The sequence below is a fragment of the Phyllobacterium sp. 21LDTY02-6 genome (assembly GCF_023554255.2).
GTDB lineage: Bacteria > Pseudomonadota > Alphaproteobacteria > Rhizobiales > Rhizobiaceae > Phyllobacterium.
Window position 1 is genome coordinate 206,890 of sequence record NZ_JAMJWD020000007.1, and the last position, 20,032, is coordinate 226,921.

A 20,032-nucleotide genomic window follows, 5' to 3' on the forward strand; every position below is an offset into this window, starting at 1 on the left:
CTAATAAAACAAGTTTTGCATTTTTATATTCCGCCGAATAAAACAAGCAATAGATTTTTTTATTTCTCCCGCTATTGTTGCACCATGCAGGATCGCACCACAAATCGCATGCTCTATTCGCTGAAGGTTACCGGGCCACAGACAGCCGCCGCCCTCGCCGCGAAACTTGCCGTCACGCCGGTCGCCGTCCGCCAGATGCTCGGCCGGCTGCACGATGCCGGGCTCGTCGCCTTCGAAGACAGCCGGGAAAGCGTTGGGCGCCCCAAGCGCTTCTGGCACCTGACCGATGCGGGAAACAAAGAGTTCCCGGACAATCACGCGGCGCTGACGGCCGATCTCCTCGGCTCGATCGCCAGCGTTTTCGGCGCCGATGGTCTCGACCGCCTGATATCGCACCGCGAACAGGCGACGCTCGCCGCCTATCGGGCCGCACTCGCGCCCTTCCCCTCCATGCCCGAAAAATTGGAGGAGCTGGCGCGCATCCGCTCGGCGGAGGGCTATATGGCAGAAGTGAGCGCCGATGAGGCCGGCACGCTGCTGCTGGTGGAGAACCATTGCCCGATCTGCGTCGCGGCGGCCTCATGCCAGCAGCTGTGCCGCTCGGAACTTGAAATATTCCGGGCCGTACTCGGCCCCGGCGTCGAGGTGGAGCGGGTGGAGCATATCCTCAAGGGCGCGCGCCGATGCGCCTATGCCATCAGGCCGCCTGAACTTGCCCGCGTTGCCTGATGCGACAGGCCGTCCCGATCATCGATCCGCGATGAAGCTGTAGAGCATCGGGCTCATGAACCGGTCGCCGACGCGCCAGTAGTCGCGCAATGGCCCGCCCTCCAGTTCGAAGCCGAGCCGCGTGACAAGGCGGATGGAAGCCGCATTGTCCGGGTGGATGGTGGCGGCGATGCGGTGCATCTGCAGGCGGTCGATCGAATAGCGCATCAGCGCCCGCACGGCTTCGCTCATCAGGCCACGCCCATGATGGTCCGGCCGGAGGATATAGCCGATCTCCAGCCGGCGATTGCCCGCCTCGCGATGGTGATAATTGACCATGCCGAGGCACTCGTCGCTGGCCTTGTCGGCCACCGCCCACGCCATGGATTCCGCCGGCGTGGCGGGCTTGGCCAGCTGGCGCACCCAGCCGCGCGTCTCCTGTATGTTGCGGCTCAAGGGGCAATCCCAATAGCGCAGCAGCCGCTCGTCGCCGAGGCAGGCATGCAGGCCCGCATCGTCGCCGAGGTCGAACTGGCGCAGCCGCAGACGCTCGGTGACGAGCGTCGGCACCCTCATGACCTGCCCCATCTCGGCGGCTCCGGCTGCCGCGCGGCGCGCCGGTTGCGGCTGCGCGACCAGAGCAGGCCTGCGATCGACAGGATGATGAGCGCTATGCCAGCCGGAAGGATGCGCTTGTCCACCGCCACCGCGCCCCTGCGCAGCACGAGATCGACGCGCGCCACCTGGAGATCGTCATGATCGCCGGGCCCGATCGTGAACAGATAATCGCCGCTCTCCACGGTTCCGATATCGCCCATCGCGTCGCGGTAGACCCGCGGCCCCTGCGGCGAGCCGCGATTGGTGACCTGCGCACCGGCATAATTCAGCGTCTCGACCAGCACGTCCCTGCCGGCCCGCCTCACGACGCCGGTCAGCGCCGTCCGTCCCGATGCGGGCACGAAATCGCGCACCGGCTGCATGTCGACGAAGACGCGCACCGGCGCATCGGCGGCATCGAGATGGACGCGCACCGGTCTGAAGCCGCTGGCGCGGTCAAAAGCCTGCCAGCTGCCGATTTCCTGGCCGGAGAAATGCGTCATGGCGAAAGGATAGCCGAGGCCGGCGACAATGCCGATGACGAGAAGCAGGAGAAACAGGACGCGCATGGTTCAGGCCTTCTTCTCCCAGCGACCCTCGGCATTCTGCTGCCAGTAGGTCAGCGAATGGCCCTCCTCCTTCAGCCGCCGCCACTGCTCCCTCGCCTGTTCGAGCTGCGACTGGTCGTGGCCGTCGAACATCAGCACCAGCCGGTCATAGGCCTCGGCATTGGCGGGCACCGCGCCATCGACCAGGAAACGCACCGTGGCTCCGTTCGGATTGCCCTCTCCCGTGGTCAATATCACCGGCTGCTCCTCCGGATTGGCTTCGAGATCGGTGGCATGGGCGAGAAACGACGCATCGGACCAGGTCCAGAGATGATTGTCGAGACTGTCGCGCCTTTCCTCGCTGCCGGTCTGCACGACCACCTTCCAGTTGCGCTCCAGCGAACGCTCAACCAGTCCCGGCAAGGCGTTTTCCAGCGTCGATTCGGTCAAATGGTAGAAAAGGATCTCGGTCATCGGGGCCAATTCGGTATCTGGTCGGTATCTGGTCAATATCTGGTGTGGCGGGATCTGGTCGCCGCCATGAAACCGGCGGAGCGCAGGCCGTTCCACCATTCACGCAAGTGCGGCTGCTCGTCAATCAGCGATGCGCCGAGCGGCACGCTGTCGGCGGCGGCAAATGTGCTGGCGATGTAGAAGGTCGCCAGCGTCGGCTCGCGGAATGCCGCCCGTGGAGAGGCGCGCTCGAACCCGGCCAGCACCTGCAGCACGCGGCGGGCGCCCGCCACGTCCTCGCCCTGCGCCGCCGCACCCTCGCGCCAGTAACCGGGCACGTAAAGGCCCCAGACGAGCGGGCGATAGCCGTAATTGTCGATGATGCGCATGAGCTGGCGCATATGGGCGCGGTCGAGCGGATCGGCCGGCGTCAGGGTGGGTCCGCCGCCGATATCGTCGAGATAGCTGACGATCGCATCGGTCTCGTAGAGATGCTGCCCGTCTATTTCCAGCGCCGGAATGCGCTTGAAGGGATGAAGCGCCGCATAGTCCGCCGGCAATTCGCCGCCCTCGAACGGGTCCGCATGGATTTCGGCGAAAGCCATGGCCTTGACCGTCAGGACGAGCCTGACGATCCGGGCATAGACGCTTTCGGGCAGCCCGTAGAGGCGGATATCGCTATCCTTCATAATGATCGCGTACCAGCCGTTCCAGCAGCCGCACGCCGAAACCCGAGGCCCAGGACTGGCTGAACTCGTTGCCGGGCGCGCCAATAGCCGTTCCGGCAATGTCGAGATGCGCCCAGGGCGTATCGCCGACGAAGCGCTTGAGGAACTGCGCGGCGATGATGGCGCCGCCGTGACGGCCGCCAATATTCTTCATGTCGGCGTTCTTCGTATCGATCAGCTTGTCATATTCGGGGCCGAGCGGCATGCGCCAGAGCTTTTCGCCCGTCACCTGGCCGGCATCGAAGAGTTGCACCGCCAGCTCGTCATCATTGGAAAACAGCCCGGCATGATGGACCCCGAGCGCCACCATGATGGCCCCCGTCAGCGTCGCAAGGTTGACCATGAATTTCGGGTTGAACCTGTCATTGCAGTAATAGAGCGCATCGGCGAGCACGAGGCGGCCCTCCGCATCCGTATTGAGCACTTCGATGGTCTGGCCCGACATGGAAGTGACGATATCGCCCGGCCGCTGCGCATCGCCGCTGATCATGTTCTCGACGAGGCCGACAATGCCGATGGCGTTCACCTTGGCCTTGCGCGCCGCCAGCGCATGTATCAGCCCGGTCACCGCCGCCGCGCCGCCCATGTCACCCTTCATTTCATCCATGCCGGCGGCAGGCTTGATGGAAACGCCGCCCGAATCGAAGGTGACGCCCTTGCCGACAAAGGCGATGGGGCGATCCTTGCCCTTGCCGCCCTTCCATTCCATCACCGCCAGCCGCGCCGGCCGCGACGAGCCCTGCGCAACGCCGAGCAGCGAACCCATGCCGAGCTTCTTCATCTCCTTTTCGGTGAGGATCTCCACCTTGACGTCGAGCTTCTTCAGTTCCTCGATGCGCTCGGCGAATTCCACCGGGCCGAGAATATTCGCCGGCTCGTTGACGAGATCGCGCGCCAGCGTCACGCCGGCGGCCACGGCCTCCGCCTCGGCGAACGCCTTCCTGGCGGCCTGCGGCTCGGCGACATGGATGGTGACGCGCGCCGGCGCCGGCTTTTCGCCGTCGTCGCTGTCCTTCACGGTCTTGTACTTGTCGAAGCGATAGGAGCGCAGCAGGATGCCGAGGGCGAAATCCGCCGCCTCCCCCGCCGAGACCTCGCGATCCGGCAAGGCGAGCACCACGGAAGCGGCCGTTGCCTTGCCAAGCTTGGCGAAGGCCGCGCCGCCGATCTTCAGCCAGTCGTCGCCCTTGAGCTTGCCGGTATCGCCGACGCCCGCCAGCACCAGCCGGTCGAGCTGCGTCCCCGCCGGAGCGATGGAAGTTGCGACTGCGGCTATTTTTCCCTTGAAGTCCGACACATCGATGATACGCGACAGGACGGCCGCGGCAGCCACAGATTCGGCCTGCGCAGCGGCCTTGCCTCCGGCATTGACGAGCAGGACAGCGGTTGCGCTGTCAATGGCGCCATGCTTCGCGAAACTGATGGAAATGCGTTTGGACATGATATCTCCGATATGAACAAAACGTGATTTTCTTCTTCATCGAAGTTGATGAATGAAGGATGGGGGCGAGGACAAGCGCGGCAACACCTTGTTAACCAGTTTTCTTCGCCTATTTTTAGCCAAGCCTGACTAGATTGAAACCAAGTCGGGTATGTTGAACATTTAACGGGTTCTTCCCAGAATGCCACGGGCTGCGTGGCGATAATAATATGCCGGCTCCCGGACCGGTCAGTCTAACAAGGTGGCGGAACCCTAGCGAACCATGACATGCGCCTGATCGAGATATATATCTTACGACGCATCGTCGTCATGTTCCTGGCCGTCCTGCTGTCCGCAGTGGGCGTGACCTGGGTCGTGCAGGTGCTCGGCCGGATCAATTTCCTCACCACCAGCGGCCAGAGTTTCTTCTATATCGTCAAATTCAGCTCCAACCTGCTGCCGTCGGCCTTTCCGCTGGTCATGCCCTTCGCGCTCGTCATCGCGGTGACGCAGACGCTGTCGACGATGAACCAGGATTCGGAGCTCGTCGTCATCAATGCCGCCGGCGCGCCCCGTTCGGCGGTCATCCGGCCGGTGCTGCTGTTTGCCGCCGTCGTTTCGGTGATATCGTTCCTGATCGCGAATTTCGTCGTGCCCTATTCGCAGCTGAGCATGCGCCAGATGATCGCCGACGCCAATGCGGATGTGATCAACCTCGTGGTGCAGCAGGGCGCCTTCCAGGAAGTTGCCGACAATCTGTATATCCAGATCGAGAATCGCGGCTCGAACGGTTCGATCAAGGGCATGTTCGTCTCCGATTCGCGCGATCCGACCACCGACCTCATCTATTATGCCAAGGAAGGCCTCGTGGTCGAAACCGGCACGCAGAGCCTCATCGTCATGAAGGATGGCGAGATCGAGCGGCGCGACGTGCAGACCGGCGATGTGTCGATCATCAAGTTCAACACCTATGCGCTCGACCTCGCGGCTTTCGTCGCCGCGGACGAAGACAACGAGCCGACGCTGTTCGCCAAGGACAGGACGCTGGGCGACCTGCTCAACCCCGATCCCAATGACAAGCAATATCAGCAGAATCCGCTGCGCTACACGTCGGAACTGTTCAAGCGCTTCACCGAATGGAGCTATTCCTTCGTCTTCGCGCTGATCGCACTGGCGGCGGCGGCGGATTCGCGCTCGCATCGCGAGGCGCGCATATCGGCCTCCTTCACCGCGATCACGCTGTGCCTCATCATGTTCTGGCTGGTCTATTCCGCCGGGCAGAATGCGCACAAGAACGCGCTGCTGCTGCCGACGCTGGTGATCATACCGCTGGTTTGCGCACTTGCCGCAACCTATGCACTCTATACGCATCGCCAGATCGGCATACCGGACAAATGGGCGGACTGGATGAAGAACAATTTCGCCGCGCGCCAGGCCGCCTTTGCCGGCGCCAGCTCCAGATTGCTCAACCGCAGGCGCCGGGGGTACAGGAAATGATCGGCTGGACGCTCGGGCGCTACTTCTTCCTCCGCTATGTGACGATCACCTGCTACTTCCTGCTCGGAAGCTTCGCGCTGGCGCTGATCCTCGATTATACCGAGCTTTCCGGAAAGCTTTCCTCGCTGCCGGACTATTCGCCGCTGGCGGCCTTCGGCATCTCGGCCATGCGCATTCCCTTCATCATGCAGCAGGTCTTTCCGTTCATCGCGCTGTTCTCGGCGATGGCGACGCTCATCTCGCTCAACCGCAAATATGAGCTCGTCGTGGCGCGGTCCGTCGGCGTCTCGGCCTGGCAGTTCCTGCTGCCGGCATGCACCGGCGCGCTGCTGTTCGGCCTCATCGCCATCCTGCTCGTCAATCCGCTCGCCGCCTATGGCTATGAGCGCAGCGAGCAGATCACCGCCGCCTGGCGCGCCGGCAAGGACAATAGCGTGGAAACCGAGCGCGTGCCGTGGCTGCGGCAGCGCACCGAGGATGGCGAGACCATCATCGGCGCCAAGTCCATCGTCAATCGCGGATTGCGGCTGGTCGACGCCACATTCGTCCGGCTCGACCGGAATCAGGACATAACGGAGCGCCTCGACGCCCGGACGGCCGACCTGAAGGACGGCTACTGGCAGCTCGACGGCGTGACGAAATTCGTGCTCGGCGAGACCCCTGCCCCGATGGATTCGGTGCAGATCCCGACGCATCTACGTCCTGAATTCGTTGAGGAAAGTCTGGCGAAGCCCGAGACCATTCCTTTTTTCGAGCTGCGTAACAAAATTGCCGCAGCCCGCTCTTTCGGCTATTCGGCCAACGCATTCGACATGCATTTCCAGTCTTTGCTGGCTCTGCCGGTGCTTTTGATGGCGATGACTTTGATCGCCGCAACCGTTTCCCTCAAATTTGTTCGCTTCGGGCAATCGGGAACGATGATTCTGGGTGGCGTACTCGCAGGCTTCGTGCTTTATGTCGTCACAGTTGTAGTCAAGGCTTTCGGCAATGCGGGTTTCGTACCGCCTTTCGTAGCCGCATGGACGCCAGTGTTGATCGCAACATTCTTTGGGGTCTCCTTTTTGTTGCATAAGGAGGATGGTTAGAGTGGGATTGAATGTAACGCGCTCGGTATTGCCGACGTGGTTCGCACGTTTGTTGTGCGGCACGGCCGTGCTATGCCTTGCGGGCGGGATTTCGCTCCCAGCCTATTCCCAGACCAATGATGTGCTTGCGGGTTCCGTCGAGACCAATCCGAATGCCCAGTTGCTGCTGGAATCGGACGAGCTCGTCTATGACATCAACAACAAGACCATTTCGGCCGTGGGCGGTGTGCAGATCGATTATGACGGCAACCGTCTCGTTGCCCGCCAGGTGACCTATGACCAGAAGACCGGCCGCCTCAAGGCGATGGGCAAGGTCGAGATCGTCGAGAAGGACGGCAACAGGATCTATGCGGAAAATCTCGACATCACCGATGATTTCCGCGAAGGCTTCGTCAATGCGCTGAGGGTTGAATCGGCCGACAATACGCGTTTTGCCGCCGAGAGCGCCGAACGGGTCGCCGGCGAGATCACCCTGTTCAACAATGGCATCTACACCGCCTGCGAGCCGTGCCGCACCGATCCGGGCAAGGCGCCGCTGTGGCAGGTGCGGGCGCAGAAGATCGTCTGGAACGGCAAGAAGAAGACCATCCGCTTCGAGCGCGGCCGCTTCGAGATGTTCGGCATGCCGCTGGCGTTCCTGCCGGCATTCGAGATCGCCGATCCGTCCGTCAAGCGCAAGACCGGCTTCCTCATGCCGAGCTATCGCTATGAGGACGAGCTCGGCTATGGCGTGACCGTCCCCTATTTCTGGGCGCTGGCCCCGAATTACGACCTGACGCTGACCGGCACCTATTATACCAAGCAGGGTTTCCTCGGCGAGGCCGAATGGCGCCACCGCCTGGAGAATGGCGAGTATACGCTGAAGATCGCCGGCATAAGCCAGCGCGATCCCAGCGAATTCAGCGACCCAACCCGGCTGACTGACGCGGAGAATATCGAAGTCCAGAACAAGAACCGTGGCATGATCGGGTCGAGGGGCGCGTTCACTATCAATCCGCGCTGGAGCTTCGGCTGGAACGCAATGGTGCAAAGCGACAAATCCTTTGCCTATCGCTATGGCATCGAGGATTATTCCAGCTACAACATCACCAACGAGGCCTACCTGACCGGGCTGCACGATCGCAATTATTTCGATCTGCGCTTCTACAATTTCCTGGTGCAGGAATCGCGCGACAACGACAATTTCTACTCGGCCGAATCGCGCCAGCCATGGGTGCTGCCGAGCATCGACTACGCCTATACGCCGACGCAATCGATCGCCGGCGGCGAGTTGAATTTCGACGTCAATGTGACGTCGATTTACCGCGATCAAGACGATTGTTTTCGCCCATCTAACGATCAGACGCAGGATTGCGGGACCGGCTATATCTCTGGCATGAAGGGCAATTATAGCCGCCTGACTGCCGAGGCGGAGTGGAAGCGGTCGCTGGTGACGCCCGGCGGGCTGGTGCTGACGCCCCTTCTCGCGCTGCGCGGCGATGGTTTCTATGTTGATTCCGACACGCCGGCGATCGCCAGCGACGATGGTTTCCGCGGCATGGCGACAGCCGGGCTCGAGGCGCGCTATCCGATCCTGTTCACTGCCGGCAGCTCCAGCCATGTGCTGGAGCCGACCGCGCAGCTCTTCGTCCGCAACAATGAGCGCTATGCCGGCGATTTGCCGAACGAGGACGCGCAGAGCTTTGTGTTCGACGCATCGAGCCTGTTCGATCGCGACAAGTTCTCCGGCTATGACCGCATCGAAGGCGGCACGCGCGCCAATATCGGCATAAGATATTCCGGCACCTTCAATAATGGCCTGACGCTGAACGGCATATTCGGCCAGTCCTACCATCTCGGCGGCCTGAATTCCTTCGCGACCGAGGACTTCGTCAATGCCGGCGCGGAATCGGGCCTTGAAGACGATGTTTCGGATTATGTCGCCATGCTCGGCGCCAATTACGGTGCCTTCAACCTGACCACGGGCGGACGCTTCGACAAGGACACGTTCGAGGTGCGGCGCGCCGAATTGGCGACGATGACATCCGGCCGCTATGGCATGGTCTTCGCCAAATATGCCTTCATCGACGAGCAGCCGACCTATGGCTTCCTCCAGGATCGCCAGGAAGTGACTGTTGGCGGCTCGGCCAATATCGCGCCGAACTGGCGCGTGCTTGGGTCCGGCACCTATGACCTCGTCTCGGACACGCTGGTCAGGCGCACGGCAGCGCTCGCCTATGACGACGAATGCTTCACCTACATGATGTCCTACAGCCAGGATCAGCCGGTGACGTACGGTGGCGGTCAAGGCGACAAGACAACCACTTTCGGCTTCAATATTTCGTTCCGGACGCTGGGCGAAATTGGCAAACGCGCCGATATCGGCGGGATTTGATCGTTTCCGCGACCGGCCGCACTTGCGGCCAGTCATGCTTTTGCCTTAGTAAACAACTAGTCAACGCACAAAGCGCCAAACAAGGCCTTGCCCCCTTGGGGCTGGCCCATTGATCGGATATAATGGGATATGATGGTGAGGAAACACATTCTTGCAGCAGTGATGGCGACAGCTCTCGGTACCGGCCTGGCAATGGCACCGGCAACCGTGCTTGCGAGCGAGGTGAAGGTCATCGTCAACGGCACGCCAATCACCGATTATGATATTTCCAAGCGCTCTGCCTTCCTCAAGCTCCAGCGCAAGAAGGGCGGCCTTGCCAACATGGCCCGCGAGGAACTGGTCGATGAGGCGCTGAAGCGCCAGGAATTGCGGCGGCTCAACCTTCTCGTCGGCGATACCGAGGTCAACGAGGCGTTCGAGCGGTTTGCCAAGAGCAACAAGATGACGCTTGCGCAGCTGACCGGCGTTCTCGACAAGGCCGGCGTCACGCCCGGCCACTTCAAGGAATATATCCGCATCCAGATGAGCTGGGGCCGCGCGCTTTCGGCACGCAACCGCTCCCAGGGCGGCCTGAAGTTCACCGAGCAGGAAGCGGTTCAGCGCATGCTCAAGGACGGCGGCAAGAAGCCGGTTTCGACCGAATATCAGCTGCAGCAGGTGATTTTCGTCGTCCCCGCCAACAAGCGCGAGACGATTGCCCGCCGCCGCAGCGAGGCGAACGCCATGCGCGCCAAGTTCAGCGGCTGCGATCGTACGCGCGACATGGCCAAGGGCACGCTGGACGTGACCGTGCGCGACCTCGGCAAGTTCATCGAGCAGGAATTGCCGCCGGAATGGGCCGACAAGATCAAGGCCACCTCCGTCGGCCATGCGACCGCCATCCAGGACACCGACAAGGGCGTCGAGTTCCTCGGCATCTGCGCCACAAGGCAATTGTCCGACGACCGCGTTGCGCGCATGGTCTATGCGCAGGAACAGCAGGGGGAAGGCAAGAACGCCACGGCGGAAGCGATCGACAAGAAATACATGGAAGAGCTGCGCGCCAAGGCGAAGATCGTCAACGGATAATCACCCAGACAAGCGGATGAATGCCATCTGGCGCGCCGCGCCCATGGCGGTGAGCGGGAACTGTTCATGACACGTGCCATTGCCGTCAGTTGCGGCGATCCATCCGGGATCGGGCCGGAAATCGCCATCGCCGCCTGGAACCTGCGCACGAAGCTCGGCCTGCCACCCTTCTTCCTCATTGCCGATACGGCGCTCCTGACCGCGCGCAGCCAGCTGACAGGCCAGTTCTGCCCGGTCGAGGCCTGCACACCGGAGGACGCCGCTGCGATATTCGAGCGGGCGCTGCCCGTTGTTCCGCTGAAGCATGCGTTCCGCGACGATCCGGGCGTTCCCCTTGCCGGCAATGCCGCCGGCATCATCGAATCCATCGAACGTGCGGTCGGCCTCACCCTGCAGGGCAAGGCACGGGCGGTCGTCACCTGCCCGATCTCGAAGAAGCCGCTCTACGAAGCCGGATTCGCCTTCCCCGGCCATACGGAATTCCTGGCGCACCTCGCGCAGGCCCATCTCGGCAGGCCGGTAACGCCGGTGATGATGCTGGCCGGTCCGCTGCTGCGCGCCGTGCCGGTGACCATCCACATTGCCCTGCGCGAGGTTCCTGCCGTGCTGACGAGCGCCATGATCGTCGAGACCGCGCGCATCACCGGCGCGGCGCTGCGCAGCGAGTTCGCCATCGCCCGCCCGAGGCTCGCCATTGCCGGGCTCAACCCGCATGCGGGCGAAGGCGGCAGCATGGGCAGCGAGGACGAGAGCATCGTGCGCCCGGCGGTGGAGGCGCTGAGCGCCGAGGGCTGGTCGGTGCAGGGTCCGCTGCCTGCCGATACGATGTTCCATCCGGCGGCGCGGGAAACCTATGATGCGGCGATCTGCATGTATCACGACCAGGCGCTGATCCCGGCCAAGACGCTGGGCTTCGACGACAGCGTGAACGTGACGCTGGGGCTGCCCTTCGTGCGCACCTCGCCCGATCACGGCACGGCCTTCGGCATCGCCGGCAAGGGCATTGCCAAGGCGGACAGCTTCATCGCGGCGCTGCGGCTGGCCGACCAGCTGGCAGGCAACAGGGAGGCCGCGGCATGAGCATCGACAGCCTGCCGCCCTTGCGTGAGATCATCGAGCGCCACGGCCTGATGGCCAGGAAGTCGCTCGGCCAGAATTTCCTCTTCGATCTCAACCTGACCGCGAAGATCGCGCGGCAGGCGGGCGAATTGCAGGACCATACCGTGATCGAGGTCGGTCCGGGGCCCGGCGGCCTGACGCGGGCGCTGCTGGCGCAGGGCGCCAAGGTGATCGCGATCGAGCGCGACCCGCGCTGCCTCGCGGCGCTGGAGGAAATCGAGCAGCATTATCCCGGCAGGCTGCAGGTGATTTCCGGCGATGCGCTGGAAACCGACTTTGCCGGCCTTGCCGATGGCCCGGTCAAGATCGTCGCCAACCTGCCCTATAATGTCGGAACGCAATTGCTGATCGGCTGGCTGCTGGCCGAGCCGTGGCCGCCCTTCTACCAGTCGCTGACCCTGATGTTCCAGCGCGAGGTGGCGGAACGGATCGTCGCCCGCCCGGGTTCGGATGCCTATGGCAGGCTCGGCGTCCTTGCCGGCTGGCGGACCGAGGCGCGCATCACGTTCGACGTGCCGCCGCAGGCGTTCACGCCGCCGCCGAAGGTCACCTCCTCCGTCGTGCACCTGACGCCGCGCCAGTCGCCGCTCCCCTGCGATGCCGCCGTGCTCGGCAAGGTGACGCAGGCCGCCTTCGGCCAGCGCCGCAAGATGTTGCGCCAGAGCCTCAAACCGCTTGGCGGCGAGGCTCTTCTCGCCCGCATCGGCATAGATCCGACGCGGCGCGCCGAGACATTGTCGATCGAGGAATTCGTGGCCATCGCCAATGCGTTATGATGCCTGGCTGAAGCGGGACTTCAATCCAGCTGTTCGTCCAGCAGCGTATTGACGAAATCGAACAGGCCGGGCGAGCGATCGCGGCGCAGGCGCTCGGCGGTGACGATCGACTGGACCTGGTGATAGGCGCGGTCGAGATCGTCATTGACGAGAACATAATCATAGGAGCGCCAGCGCTCGATCTCGTTGCGCGCATTGCGCAGCCGGGTCTCGATGACCTCTTCCGTATCCTCGGCGCGGCGATGCAGGCGTTGCTTCAGCGCGGCCATGGATGGCGGCAGGATGAAGATGCTCACCACGTCGCCCTTCATCTTCTCCTGCAATTGCAGCGCGCCCTGCCAGTCGATGTCGAACAGCATGTCCTGCCCGTCGGCCAGCGCATTCTCCGCCGCCTGGCGCGGCGTACCGTAGAAATTGCCGTGGACTTCGGCCCATTCGATCAGTTCGTCGCTGTCGCGCAGGCGCTCGAACTCGCGGATGGTGATGAAATGATAGTGCACGCCGTCGATCTCGCTGGGGCGGCGCGGGCGGGTGGTCACGCTGATCGACAGCGCCAGTTCGAGCTTTTCCTTGTCGTTCAGCAACAGCCGCGCAATGGTGGATTTCCCCGCGCCCGACGGCGACGACAGCACGAGCATCAAACCGCGCCTTTTGATCAGATTTGTTGCGTTGGGCATGATTACTCCAGATTCTGTACTTGCTCGCGCAGTTGATCGACGGCCGCCTTCAGGTCAAGTCCGATGGAGGTGATGGAAGCGGCATTCGCCTTCGAACACAGCGTATTGGCCTCGCGGTTGAATTCCTGCGTCAGGAAATCCAGCTTGCGGCCGACGCCATTGCCGTCGTCCAGCAGCGCACGCGCCGCCGCCACGTGCATTTCCAGCCGGTCGAGCTCTTCCTGGATATCGGCCTTGGTGGCGAGGAATGCCGCCTCCATGTGCAGGCGGTCGGCATCGAGGGCCGGCGCGGCGTCGAGCAGCAGCGTCACCTGCGCCGCGAGCCTTGCCTTTATCGCCTCGATGGAACGGCTCGGATCGAGCTTCGCCCGCGCCACCAGCGCTTCCACCGCATCGACCTGCCCACCGAGAATGGTACCGAGAGCCCGGCCCTCGGCGCGGCGCGTCTGCGCCAGCAGTTCCAGCGCCTCGCCGAGCACGACGAGCGCGGCGCTTTCGAGTTCGGCCTGTTCCTTGGGTTCCGGCACGTTCTGCGGCGCTTCGAGCACGCCGCGCAGCCCCATCAGCCCCTCCGGCGTCGGACGCGCGAGATTATGCTCCTCGCGCAGCCGCTCGGCGATGGCGGCGAGTTCGCGCAGCAGCGGCTCGTTGACGATGGGACGCCCGGCATCGCCGCGCCCCTCGATCGTCAGCCCCGCCTGGAAATTGCCGCGCTTGAAATGCTGGCCGAAAAGCGCCCGCGCCTTCTGCTCGATGCCCTCGAAACCGGGCGGCAGGCGAAAACGCACGTCCAGCGCCTTGCCGTTGACCGACTTGATCTCCCACGACATCTGCGCTCCGGCAACGGTCCGGAGGTGACGGGCAAAACCCGTCATGCTCTGCAATGACATCCATCCCCCTCAGAACTCGGCCCGCCGCAAACCGTCCGGCCGCAGATCCCCTCGAAAATCAGTTACCGACCGCCCCATCGACCGGCACGGCATTCTCGTCCCCGGTCGCCGCCTTCGCGGCCTCGTCCAGCCGGTTCTTCTCGACCTGGCGCCAGCGCCGCACATTCTCGTTATGATCGTTGAGCGTCTCGGCAAAGACATGGCCGCCCGTGCCATCGGCGACGAAATAGAGTTCCTTCGTCTGCGAGGGATGGGCCACCGCCTCGAGCGCGTCGCGCCCCGGATTGGCGATCGGGCCCGGAGGCAGGCCGTTGATCGTATAGGTGTTATAGGGCGTCGGCTTCTCCAGGTCGGACTTCAGGATCGGCCGGTCCGCCGGCCGGCCCTTGCCGCCGAACAGTCCATAGAGAATGGTCGGGTCCGACTGCAGCCGCATGCGCTTGTTCAGCCGGTTGATGAAGACGGCGGCGACGCGCGGCCGCTCATCGGCCTTGCCGGTTTCCTTCTCGACGATGGAGGCCAGCGTGACGAATTCCTCGATGGTCTTGATCGGAAGGTCGCGGTCGCGCCGCTCCCATATGTCCTCGACCAGCTTCTTCTGGTCGGCCTGCATCTTCTTGACGATCTCCTCGCGGGTCGTGCCGCGCGAAAACCGCATCGTATTGGCGAACAGCGAACCCTCCGGCGGCATGATGGCCGGCAGGTCGCCGGTCAGCACGTCATCCTCGCGGATGCGCTGGAATATCTGCTCGACGGTGAGGCCTTCGGGGACCGTCAGCGAATGCAGCACCGAACGGCCGCTGCGCAACAGGTCCATGATGTCGCGCATCGAGGCATGCGGCTTGATCTCGTATTCGCCCGCCTTCAGATCGCCCTGGTGGCCGTAGCTCTGGACGCCGTAGCGGAACACGCGCGCGTCGCTGATGATGCCGCGCCGCTCCAGCCCGTCGGCGATCTCCATGATGCCGGTGCCGCTGCGCACGACATAATTCGTCGCCACGTCGAGCGGGCCCGCCGCATTGAACGACACCTTGCCGAAATAGACGACGGCCGCAGCCGCGATGACGGCGAGCACGACCAGCGACAGCATGAAATTGGCGAAGACGACGATCTGGCTGCGCGCCCGGCGCGAACGGCGCTTCGGCGGCGGTGGCGTACCCGGCTCGGGCCGCAGCGCCTCGGATGCCGATTGCGGCACAATCAGCTTGCGTTCCGGCGTGCCGGCCGAACCGTTCATCTCTCCAGACTGCTGATCTGAACTCACGCAGGCACCTCGGATGTTAGAGCATGGGCGAACGATACTCCGATAGGGGAGAATCGCCCGCGATTATGGCAAAAACGCGTGTAAACGTCTCCGTCATACTCCCGTTACTGTGGATAACGCCTCATTACCAGCGAAGCGTTCGTGCCGCCAAATCCAAATGAATTCGACAGCGCGATATCGATCTTGCGCTCGCGCGGCTTGTGCGGCACGAGATCGATCTTCGTCTCCTTCGACGGCTTGTCGAGATTGAGCGTCGCCGGAGCGATATTGTCGCGGATGGCAAGCGCGCAGAAAATGGCCTCGGTCGATCCCGCCGCACCCAGAAGATGGCCGATCGACGATTTCGTCGAAGACATGGATATCTTCGAGGCGGCATCGCCGACGACGCGCTCGACAGCGGCAAGCTCGATCACGTCGGCCATGGTCGAGGTGCCGTGCGAATTGATGTAGTCGACATCTTCCGGCCGGATGCCGGCGCGCTTCAGCGCCATTTCCATGGAGCGCTGCGCGCCCTCGCCGCTCTCGGACGGCGCGGTGATGTGATAGGCATCGCCGGACAGGCCGTAGCCGATGATCTCGGCATAGATCTTCGCGCCGCGCGCCAGCGCGTGGTCGAGGTCTTCGAGGATGACGATGCCGGCGCCCTCGCCCATGACGAAGCCGTCGCGATCCTCGTCATAGGGACGCGAAGCGGCGGTCGGATCGTCATTGCGTTCGGTGGACAGCGCCTTGCAGGCGGCAAAGCCGGCCAGCGAAATGCGGCTGACGGGCGATTCCGTGCCGCCGGCCACCATGACGTCCGCATCGCCAAAGGCGATCAGGCGGGCCGCATCGCCAATGGCGTGCGCGCCGGTGGAGCAGGCGGTAACGACGGAATGGTTGGGGCCGCGCAGCTTGTGCTTGATGGAAACCTGGCCCGAGGCAAGGTTGATCAGGCGTCCCGGAATGAAGAATGGCGAAATGCGGCGCGGGCCCTTGTCGCGCAGGGTATAGCCCGCCTCGACAATGCCTTCGAGGCCGCCAATGCCCGAACCGATCAGCACGCCCGTGCGGATCTGGTCCTCGTCGCTCTCGGGCGCCCATTTCGCATCGGCCAGCGCCTGGTCGGCGGCAGCCATGGCATAGACAATGAAGGGATCGACCTTGCGCTGCTCCTTCGGCTCCATCCACTCGTCTGGATTGAACGTGCCGTCGGTGCCATCGCCCACCGGAATGCGGCAGGCGATCTTGCAGGGAAGATCCTCCACCTCGAATTCGGTGATCCGCCGCGCCCCGCTCTGTCCGGCCAGAAGCCGGGTCCAGGAAAGCTCGACACCCGATGCAAGAGGAGAAACCAGCCCAAGGCCGGTTATGACAACACGCCTCATGGCCGATCCTTAATTGTCATATGCAACATGATTGTATCCGGTCATGCACATGGAGGAGAAAGGCCTGTACCCGTTCTCCCTTCATGTCCTGCCAGGCGTCCAAGAGATCAGGCAGATGCCTTGTCGATGAACTTGACGGCATCGCCGACAGTCAAAATCGTCTCGGCAGCATCGTCCGGAATCTCAACGCCGAATTCTTCTTCAAATGCCATCACGAGCTCGACGGTATCCAGGCTGTCTGCGCCCAGATCGTCGATGAAGCTCGCACCATCGGTGACTTTCTCGGCATCAACGCCCAGATGCTCAATGACGATTTTCTTGACGCGTTCTGCAGTATCACTCATGTGGAAACCTCAACCTGTTTGTTTTTCCCTACGCCTTGGTTAGCGGCACGGATGACTCTAATCAAGCAATAAGATGGTAGTTCCGCGCTGTTTAACAGCTAAAACACCAACCCCTGCGGCTTATTCCTTGCGGAATTCGACGGGCTTTCAATCGTTTTGTATCGCCCGAACTGGTGCGCGACTTATCACGCTTTGTTCGCGGCCTCAATCGCATAAATAGCATTGCCTGCCGGAAGTCCGACGGCGATGCCGCCGCCGGCTCGTATCATCGGATCGCGGCGATCAGATCATGGCCATGCCGCCATTGACGTGGATGGTCTGGCCGGTGACGTATGAGGCCTCGTTGCTGGCAAGATAGGCGACGGAGGACGCGACCTCCTCGCCGGTGCCCATGCGGCGCATCGGAATGGCGCCCATGATCGTTTCCTTCTGCTTGTCGTTCAGCTTGTCGGTCATGGCTGATTCGATGAAGCCCGGAGCGACGCAGTTCACCGTCACGTTGCGGCTGGCGATTTCCTGCGCCAGCGACTTGGAGAAACCGATGAGGCCGGCCTTGGAGGCGACGTAGTTGGTCTGGCCCGGATTGCCGGTCACGCCGACCACCGAGGTGATGTTGACGATGCGGCCATAGCGGCGGCGCATCATCGGATGCGTCAGTTCGCGGGTCAGGCGGAACACGGCCGTGAGGTTGACCTCGAGCACATTGTCCCAATCATCGTCGCTCATGCGCACGAACAGCCCGTCCTTGGTGATGCCGGCATTGTTGACGAGGATATCGACGCCTTCGAGGTCGGCTTCCGCCTTCACGCCCAACGCCTTGACCTCGTCGCGGTCGGAAAGATTGGCCGGGAAGAGCCTGACGCGGTCGCCGAGTTCAGCGGCAAGGGATTCCAGCTTCTCCACGCGGGTGCCGTGGAGGCCGACAATGGCGCCCTGCGCATGCAATGTGCGGGCGATGGCTTCGCCTATACCGCCGGTCGCGCCGGTGATAAGTGCCTTGCGGCCAGTCAGGTCAAACATGTCATTCCCCTATGGTTTCAAGCTGTCAAAGCGGCGATGGCCGCATCCAAATCTTCGGGCGAGCCGACGGCGATACCGGAAATCTCCTTGTCGATGCGCCGGGCGAGGCCGGTGAGCACCTTGCCGGCGCCGATCTCGTAGAGCGTGGTGACGCCGTTTGCGGCGAACCATTCCACGGTTTCGCGCCAGCGCACCTGGCCGGTGACCTGCTCGACCAGCAGGCCGGCGATCTCGGCGGCATCGGTGACCGGCGCCGCGCGCACATTGGCGATCAGCGGCACCACCGGATCATGCTTTGCAACGCCGGCCAGCGCCTCGCGCATGGCCTCGGCCGCCGGCTGCATCAGCGCCGAATGGAAGGGCGCCGAAACCGGCAGCATGATGGCGCGCTTGGCGCCCCTGGCCGATGCCAGCGCCGCCGCCGCCTCGACGGCAGCCCTGGCGCCCGAGATGACGAGCTGGCCGCCGCCATTGTCATTGGCGATCTGCACCTGGCCGGATGCCTCGTCGCAGGCCGCCTGCACATCGGCATGTTCGAGGCCGATGATGGCGGCCATGGCGCCCTCGCCCGCCGGCACCGCCTTCTGCATGGCATTGCCCCTTATGCGCAGGAGACGCGCAGTATCGGCAAGCGAGAACGTGCCGGCGGCGCAAAGCGCGGAATATTCGCCGAGCGAATGGCCGGCGACATGGGAGACCTTGTCCTTCAGCGCGACGCCCTTCGCTTCGAGAACGCGGATGGCGGCGATGGATACGGCCATCAGCGCCGGCTGCGCATTGGCGGTCAGGGTCAGCGTTTCCTCCGGCCCGTCCCAGATGATGGCGGAGAGCTTTTCACCCAGCGCCTCGTCCACTTCCTCGAAGACGCGGCGCGCCTCGGGAAAACTGTCGGCCAGCGCCTTGCCCATGCCGACCGACTGGCTTCCCTGGCCCGGAAAGGTGAATGCAATGGACATGGTCGTCTCCATCCGAAATGAATTTCAATGTGCTGCGCGGTTTGCCTATGGGCAAGCATAGAGTCAAGTCTTGATACATCGGCACGACATGCGGTAAATTTGCGTCATTATAAGTAAAAGCCCCGGCGGGACACAAAAAACCGTTCGCGGCTTGCTTCTTTGGCCATTTGCCCGTATAGAGCGCCCGTTCATTGCTCGGCGTCAGCTGGGGGCTGAACGGAGGGCCGGACCAAAATCCGTCGAAGCGAAAAGCTTCAGCCTCCCGTGTCTCCGCTCTCGATCGTCTCCACAGCGTCCTTTCTTCGCCGCACCGCGGCTTGAGAGATTCGCAGAGGTTCACCGCTGGCCCGCGCAATATCAACGAAGAAAGGCAAAGACAAATGGCTCTTTATGAACATGTGTTCCTTGCCCGGCAGGACATTTCGCAGCAGCAGGTCGATGCGCTTGTAGAACAGTACAAGGGCATCATCGAGACCAATGGCGGCACAGTCGGGCGTATCGAAAGCTGGGGTCTGCGGGCCCTCACCTATCGTATCAACAAGAACCGCAAGGCGTATTACTCGCTGCTCAACATCACTGCTCCCGCAGCAGCGATTGCCGAGCTCGAGCGCCAGCAGCGCATCAATGAAGACGTTCTGCGCTTCATGACCGTGCGTGTCGACGAGCACGAGGAAGGCCAGTCGGCCATGCTCGCACGCCGCGACGACCGCCGCGATCGCGACGATACGAGGTTTGGTGGCCGCGAGGACGATCGTCCGCGCCGTCCGCGCCGCCCGCGTGAAAACGAAGCCGGTGAAGGAGCAGCAGCAGAATAATGGTTGACATCAATCAGATCCCGACCCGCCGTCCGTTCCATCGCCGCCGCAAGACGTGCCCGTTCTCGGGTGCCAATGCGCCGAAGATCGACTACAAGGACGTCAAGCTGCTTTCGCGCTACATTTCCGAGCGCGGCAAGATCGTTCCTTCGCGTATCACAGCGGTAAGCCAGAAGAAGCAGCGTGAACTTGCCCAGGCAATCAAGCGCGCCCGTTTCCTCGGCCTGCTGCCCTACGTCGTAAAGTAATCATCATGGCGGCGGAGCGATCCGCCGCCAGTTCCATCCGCGATGGGCGCGGGTCTGGACATTCAAACTGACTGAAAA

The 20,032-nt window shown here is 62.9% G+C and carries 21 protein-coding genes; 9 read left to right on the plus strand and 12 right to left on the minus strand.

The features are described 5' to 3' along the window. Window positions 1-84 precede the first annotated feature (84 nt). The gene (locus M8997_RS21365; protein WP_250018287.1) at window positions 85-729 is read left to right on the plus strand and encodes a metalloregulator ArsR/SmtB family transcription factor; all 645 of its coding nucleotides are present in this window, start codon (window positions 85-87) and stop codon (window positions 727-729) included. An 18-nt stretch (window positions 730-747) separates the two neighbouring features. Here M8997_RS21365 and M8997_RS21370 read toward each other — a convergent pair whose 3' ends face one another. The 5 genes from M8997_RS21370 to M8997_RS21390 are packed head-to-tail and all read right to left on the minus strand — an operon-like array spanning window position 748 to window position 4,475. Next, window positions 748-1,296, minus strand: a complete 549-nt coding sequence (locus M8997_RS21370; RefSeq protein WP_250018288.1) for a GNAT family N-acetyltransferase — start codon at window positions 1,294-1,296, stop codon at window positions 748-750. Continuing rightward, window positions 1,281-1,874 carry a hypothetical protein gene (locus M8997_RS21375; protein WP_250018289.1) on the minus strand — a complete coding sequence of 198 codons (594 nt, stop codon included), beginning with the start codon at window positions 1,872-1,874 and terminating at the stop codon, window positions 1,281-1,283. The genes M8997_RS21370 and M8997_RS21375 overlap by 16 nt, the downstream gene beginning before the upstream one ends. Before the next feature lie 3 nt (window positions 1,875-1,877). Further along, window positions 1,878-2,327: a DNA polymerase III subunit chi gene (locus tag M8997_RS21380; RefSeq protein ID WP_250018290.1), complete on the minus strand. Its 450-nt coding sequence runs from the start codon at window positions 2,325-2,327 to the stop codon at window positions 1,878-1,880. Between the two features lie 32 nt (window positions 2,328-2,359). Further along, on the minus strand, window positions 2,360-2,995 hold the full coding sequence (locus tag M8997_RS21385; protein WP_250018291.1) for a glutathione S-transferase family protein: 636 nt from the start codon (window positions 2,993-2,995) through the stop codon (window positions 2,360-2,362). Next, a complete protein-coding gene (locus M8997_RS21390; protein ID WP_250018292.1) occupies window positions 2,985-4,475 on the minus strand; it encodes a leucyl aminopeptidase in 1,491 nt (496 codons plus the stop codon). The genes M8997_RS21385 and M8997_RS21390 overlap by 11 nt, the downstream gene beginning before the upstream one ends. A 267-nt stretch (window positions 4,476-4,742) precedes the next feature. On the opposite strand from M8997_RS21390, the gene lptF reads away from it, so the two are divergent. The 6 genes from lptF (at window position 4,743) to rsmA (ending at window position 12,373) form a co-directional block, all read left to right on the plus strand. After that, a complete protein-coding gene (gene lptF / locus M8997_RS21395; protein ID WP_250018293.1) occupies window positions 4,743-5,951 on the plus strand; it encodes an LPS export ABC transporter permease LptF in 1,209 nt (402 codons plus the stop codon). Further along, complete coding sequence (gene lptG / locus M8997_RS21400; RefSeq protein WP_250018294.1) at window positions 5,948-7,036, plus strand: LPS export ABC transporter permease LptG; 1,089 nt, start codon at window positions 5,948-5,950, stop codon at window positions 7,034-7,036. The genes lptF and lptG overlap by 4 nt, the downstream gene beginning before the upstream one ends. Window position 7,037: 1 nt before the next feature. Then, on the plus strand, window positions 7,038-9,410 hold the full coding sequence (locus M8997_RS21405) for an LPS assembly protein LptD (RefSeq protein ID WP_250018295.1): 2,373 nt from the start codon (window positions 7,038-7,040) through the stop codon (window positions 9,408-9,410). Window positions 9,411-9,539: 129 nt separating this feature from the next. Next, complete coding sequence (locus M8997_RS21410) at window positions 9,540-10,478, plus strand: peptidylprolyl isomerase (RefSeq protein WP_250018296.1); 939 nt, start codon at window positions 9,540-9,542, stop codon at window positions 10,476-10,478. A gap of 66 nt (window positions 10,479-10,544) precedes the next feature. Continuing rightward, the gene (pdxA, locus tag M8997_RS21415) at window positions 10,545-11,558 is read left to right on the plus strand and encodes a 4-hydroxythreonine-4-phosphate dehydrogenase PdxA (protein ID WP_250018297.1); all 1,014 of its coding nucleotides are present in this window, start codon (window positions 10,545-10,547) and stop codon (window positions 11,556-11,558) included. Then, window positions 11,555-12,373 (plus strand): 16S rRNA (adenine(1518)-N(6)/adenine(1519)-N(6))-dimethyltransferase RsmA, encoded by an 819-nt coding sequence (gene rsmA, locus M8997_RS21420; RefSeq protein WP_250018298.1) that lies wholly within the window; start codon window positions 11,555-11,557, stop codon window positions 12,371-12,373. Before pdxA ends, rsmA begins: the two co-directional genes overlap by 4 nt. 20 nt (window positions 12,374-12,393) lie before the next feature. Here the strand turns inward: rsmA and gmk are convergent, their stop codons facing one another. The 7 genes from gmk to fabD all read right to left on the minus strand — a co-directional run bounded on the left by gmk (window position 12,394) and on the right by fabD (window position 18,891). Next, complete coding sequence (gene gmk / locus M8997_RS21425) at window positions 12,394-13,050, minus strand: guanylate kinase (protein WP_371929626.1); 657 nt, start codon at window positions 13,048-13,050, stop codon at window positions 12,394-12,396. A gap of 2 nt (window positions 13,051-13,052) precedes the next feature. Further along, window positions 13,053-13,940 (minus strand): YicC/YloC family endoribonuclease, encoded by an 888-nt coding sequence (locus tag M8997_RS21430; protein WP_250018299.1) that lies wholly within the window; start codon window positions 13,938-13,940, stop codon window positions 13,053-13,055. A 58-nt stretch (window positions 13,941-13,998) separates the two neighbouring features. Then, window positions 13,999-15,177 (minus strand): endolytic transglycosylase MltG, encoded by a 1,179-nt coding sequence (gene mltG / locus M8997_RS21435; RefSeq protein WP_250018322.1) that lies wholly within the window; start codon window positions 15,175-15,177, stop codon window positions 13,999-14,001. A 131-nt stretch (window positions 15,178-15,308) separates the two neighbouring features. After that, window positions 15,309-16,571: a beta-ketoacyl-ACP synthase II gene (gene fabF, locus M8997_RS21440; RefSeq protein WP_250018300.1), complete on the minus strand. Its 1,263-nt coding sequence runs from the start codon at window positions 16,569-16,571 to the stop codon at window positions 15,309-15,311. A 107-nt stretch (window positions 16,572-16,678) separates the two neighbouring features. Beyond that, complete coding sequence (locus tag M8997_RS21445; RefSeq protein WP_091880344.1) at window positions 16,679-16,915, minus strand: acyl carrier protein; 237 nt, start codon at window positions 16,913-16,915, stop codon at window positions 16,679-16,681. A gap of 282 nt (window positions 16,916-17,197) precedes the next feature. Continuing rightward, window positions 17,198-17,935: a 3-oxoacyl-[acyl-carrier-protein] reductase gene (gene fabG, locus M8997_RS21450; protein WP_250018301.1), complete on the minus strand. Its 738-nt coding sequence runs from the start codon at window positions 17,933-17,935 to the stop codon at window positions 17,198-17,200. A gap of 17 nt (window positions 17,936-17,952) precedes the next feature. Beyond that, window positions 17,953-18,891 carry an ACP S-malonyltransferase gene (gene fabD, locus M8997_RS21455; RefSeq protein WP_250018302.1) on the minus strand — a complete coding sequence of 313 codons (939 nt, stop codon included), beginning with the start codon at window positions 18,889-18,891 and terminating at the stop codon, window positions 17,953-17,955. 380 nt (window positions 18,892-19,271) lie between these two features. Here fabD and rpsF point away from each other — a divergent pair, with 380 nt between their 5' ends. Together rpsF and rpsR are read left to right on the plus strand one after the other, a co-directional pair. After that, on the plus strand, window positions 19,272-19,706 hold the full coding sequence (rpsF, locus tag M8997_RS21460) for a 30S ribosomal protein S6 (RefSeq protein WP_250018303.1): 435 nt from the start codon (window positions 19,272-19,274) through the stop codon (window positions 19,704-19,706). After that, the gene (gene rpsR, locus M8997_RS21465; RefSeq protein ID WP_008128538.1) at window positions 19,706-19,954 is read left to right on the plus strand and encodes a 30S ribosomal protein S18; all 249 of its coding nucleotides are present in this window, start codon (window positions 19,706-19,708) and stop codon (window positions 19,952-19,954) included. Before rpsF ends, rpsR begins: the two co-directional genes overlap by 1 nt. Window positions 19,955-20,032: the final 78 nt, after the last annotated feature.

What these genes read in the sequence shown, in the direction of transcription:
- M8997_RS21385 (WP_250018291.1), bottom strand. Translation starts at nt 2,995, where the DNA reads ATGAAGGATAGCGATATCCGCCTCTACGGGCTGCCCGAAAGCGTCTAT.
- fabF (WP_250018300.1), bottom strand. Translation starts at nt 16,571, where the DNA reads ATGAGGCGTGTTGTCATAACCGGCCTTGGGCTGGTTTCTCCTCTTGCA.
- M8997_RS21390 (WP_250018292.1), bottom strand. Translation starts at nt 4,475, where the DNA reads ATGTCCAAACGCATTTCCATCAGTTTCGCGAAGCATGGCGCCATTGAC.
- fabD (WP_250018302.1), bottom strand. Translation starts at nt 18,891, where the DNA reads ATGTCCATTGCATTCACCTTTCCGGGCCAGGGAAGCCAGTCGGTCGGC.
- mltG (WP_250018322.1), bottom strand. Translation starts at nt 15,177, where the DNA reads ATGAACGGTTCGGCCGGCACGCCGGAACGCAAGCTGATTGTGCCGCAA.
- fabG (WP_250018301.1), bottom strand. Translation starts at nt 17,935, where the DNA reads ATGTTTGACCTGACTGGCCGCAAGGCACTTATCACCGGCGCGACCGGC.
- M8997_RS21410 (WP_250018296.1), top strand. Translation starts at nt 9,540, where the DNA reads ATGATGGTGAGGAAACACATTCTTGCAGCAGTGATGGCGACAGCTCTC.
- lptG (WP_250018294.1), top strand. Translation starts at nt 5,948, where the DNA reads ATGATCGGCTGGACGCTCGGGCGCTACTTCTTCCTCCGCTATGTGACG.
- M8997_RS21430 (WP_250018299.1), bottom strand. Translation starts at nt 13,940, where the DNA reads ATGTCATTGCAGAGCATGACGGGTTTTGCCCGTCACCTCCGGACCGTT.
- gmk (WP_371929626.1), bottom strand. Translation starts at nt 13,050, where the DNA reads ATGCCCAACGCAACAAATCTGATCAAAAGGCGCGGTTTGATGCTCGTG.
- M8997_RS21445 (WP_091880344.1), bottom strand. Translation starts at nt 16,915, where the DNA reads ATGAGTGATACTGCAGAACGCGTCAAGAAAATCGTCATTGAGCATCTG.
- M8997_RS21370 (WP_250018288.1), bottom strand. Translation starts at nt 1,296, where the DNA reads ATGGGGCAGGTCATGAGGGTGCCGACGCTCGTCACCGAGCGTCTGCGG.
- M8997_RS21380 (WP_250018290.1), bottom strand. Translation starts at nt 2,327, where the DNA reads ATGACCGAGATCCTTTTCTACCATTTGACCGAATCGACGCTGGAAAAC.
- M8997_RS21365 (WP_250018287.1), top strand. Translation starts at nt 85, where the DNA reads ATGCAGGATCGCACCACAAATCGCATGCTCTATTCGCTGAAGGTTACC.
- rpsF (WP_250018303.1), top strand. Translation starts at nt 19,272, where the DNA reads ATGGCTCTTTATGAACATGTGTTCCTTGCCCGGCAGGACATTTCGCAG.
- M8997_RS21375 (WP_250018289.1), bottom strand. Translation starts at nt 1,874, where the DNA reads ATGCGCGTCCTGTTTCTCCTGCTTCTCGTCATCGGCATTGTCGCCGGC.
- pdxA (WP_250018297.1), top strand. Translation starts at nt 10,545, where the DNA reads ATGACACGTGCCATTGCCGTCAGTTGCGGCGATCCATCCGGGATCGGG.
- lptF (WP_250018293.1), top strand. Translation starts at nt 4,743, where the DNA reads ATGCGCCTGATCGAGATATATATCTTACGACGCATCGTCGTCATGTTC.
- rpsR (WP_008128538.1), top strand. Translation starts at nt 19,706, where the DNA reads ATGGTTGACATCAATCAGATCCCGACCCGCCGTCCGTTCCATCGCCGC.
- rsmA (WP_250018298.1), top strand. Translation starts at nt 11,555, where the DNA reads ATGAGCATCGACAGCCTGCCGCCCTTGCGTGAGATCATCGAGCGCCAC.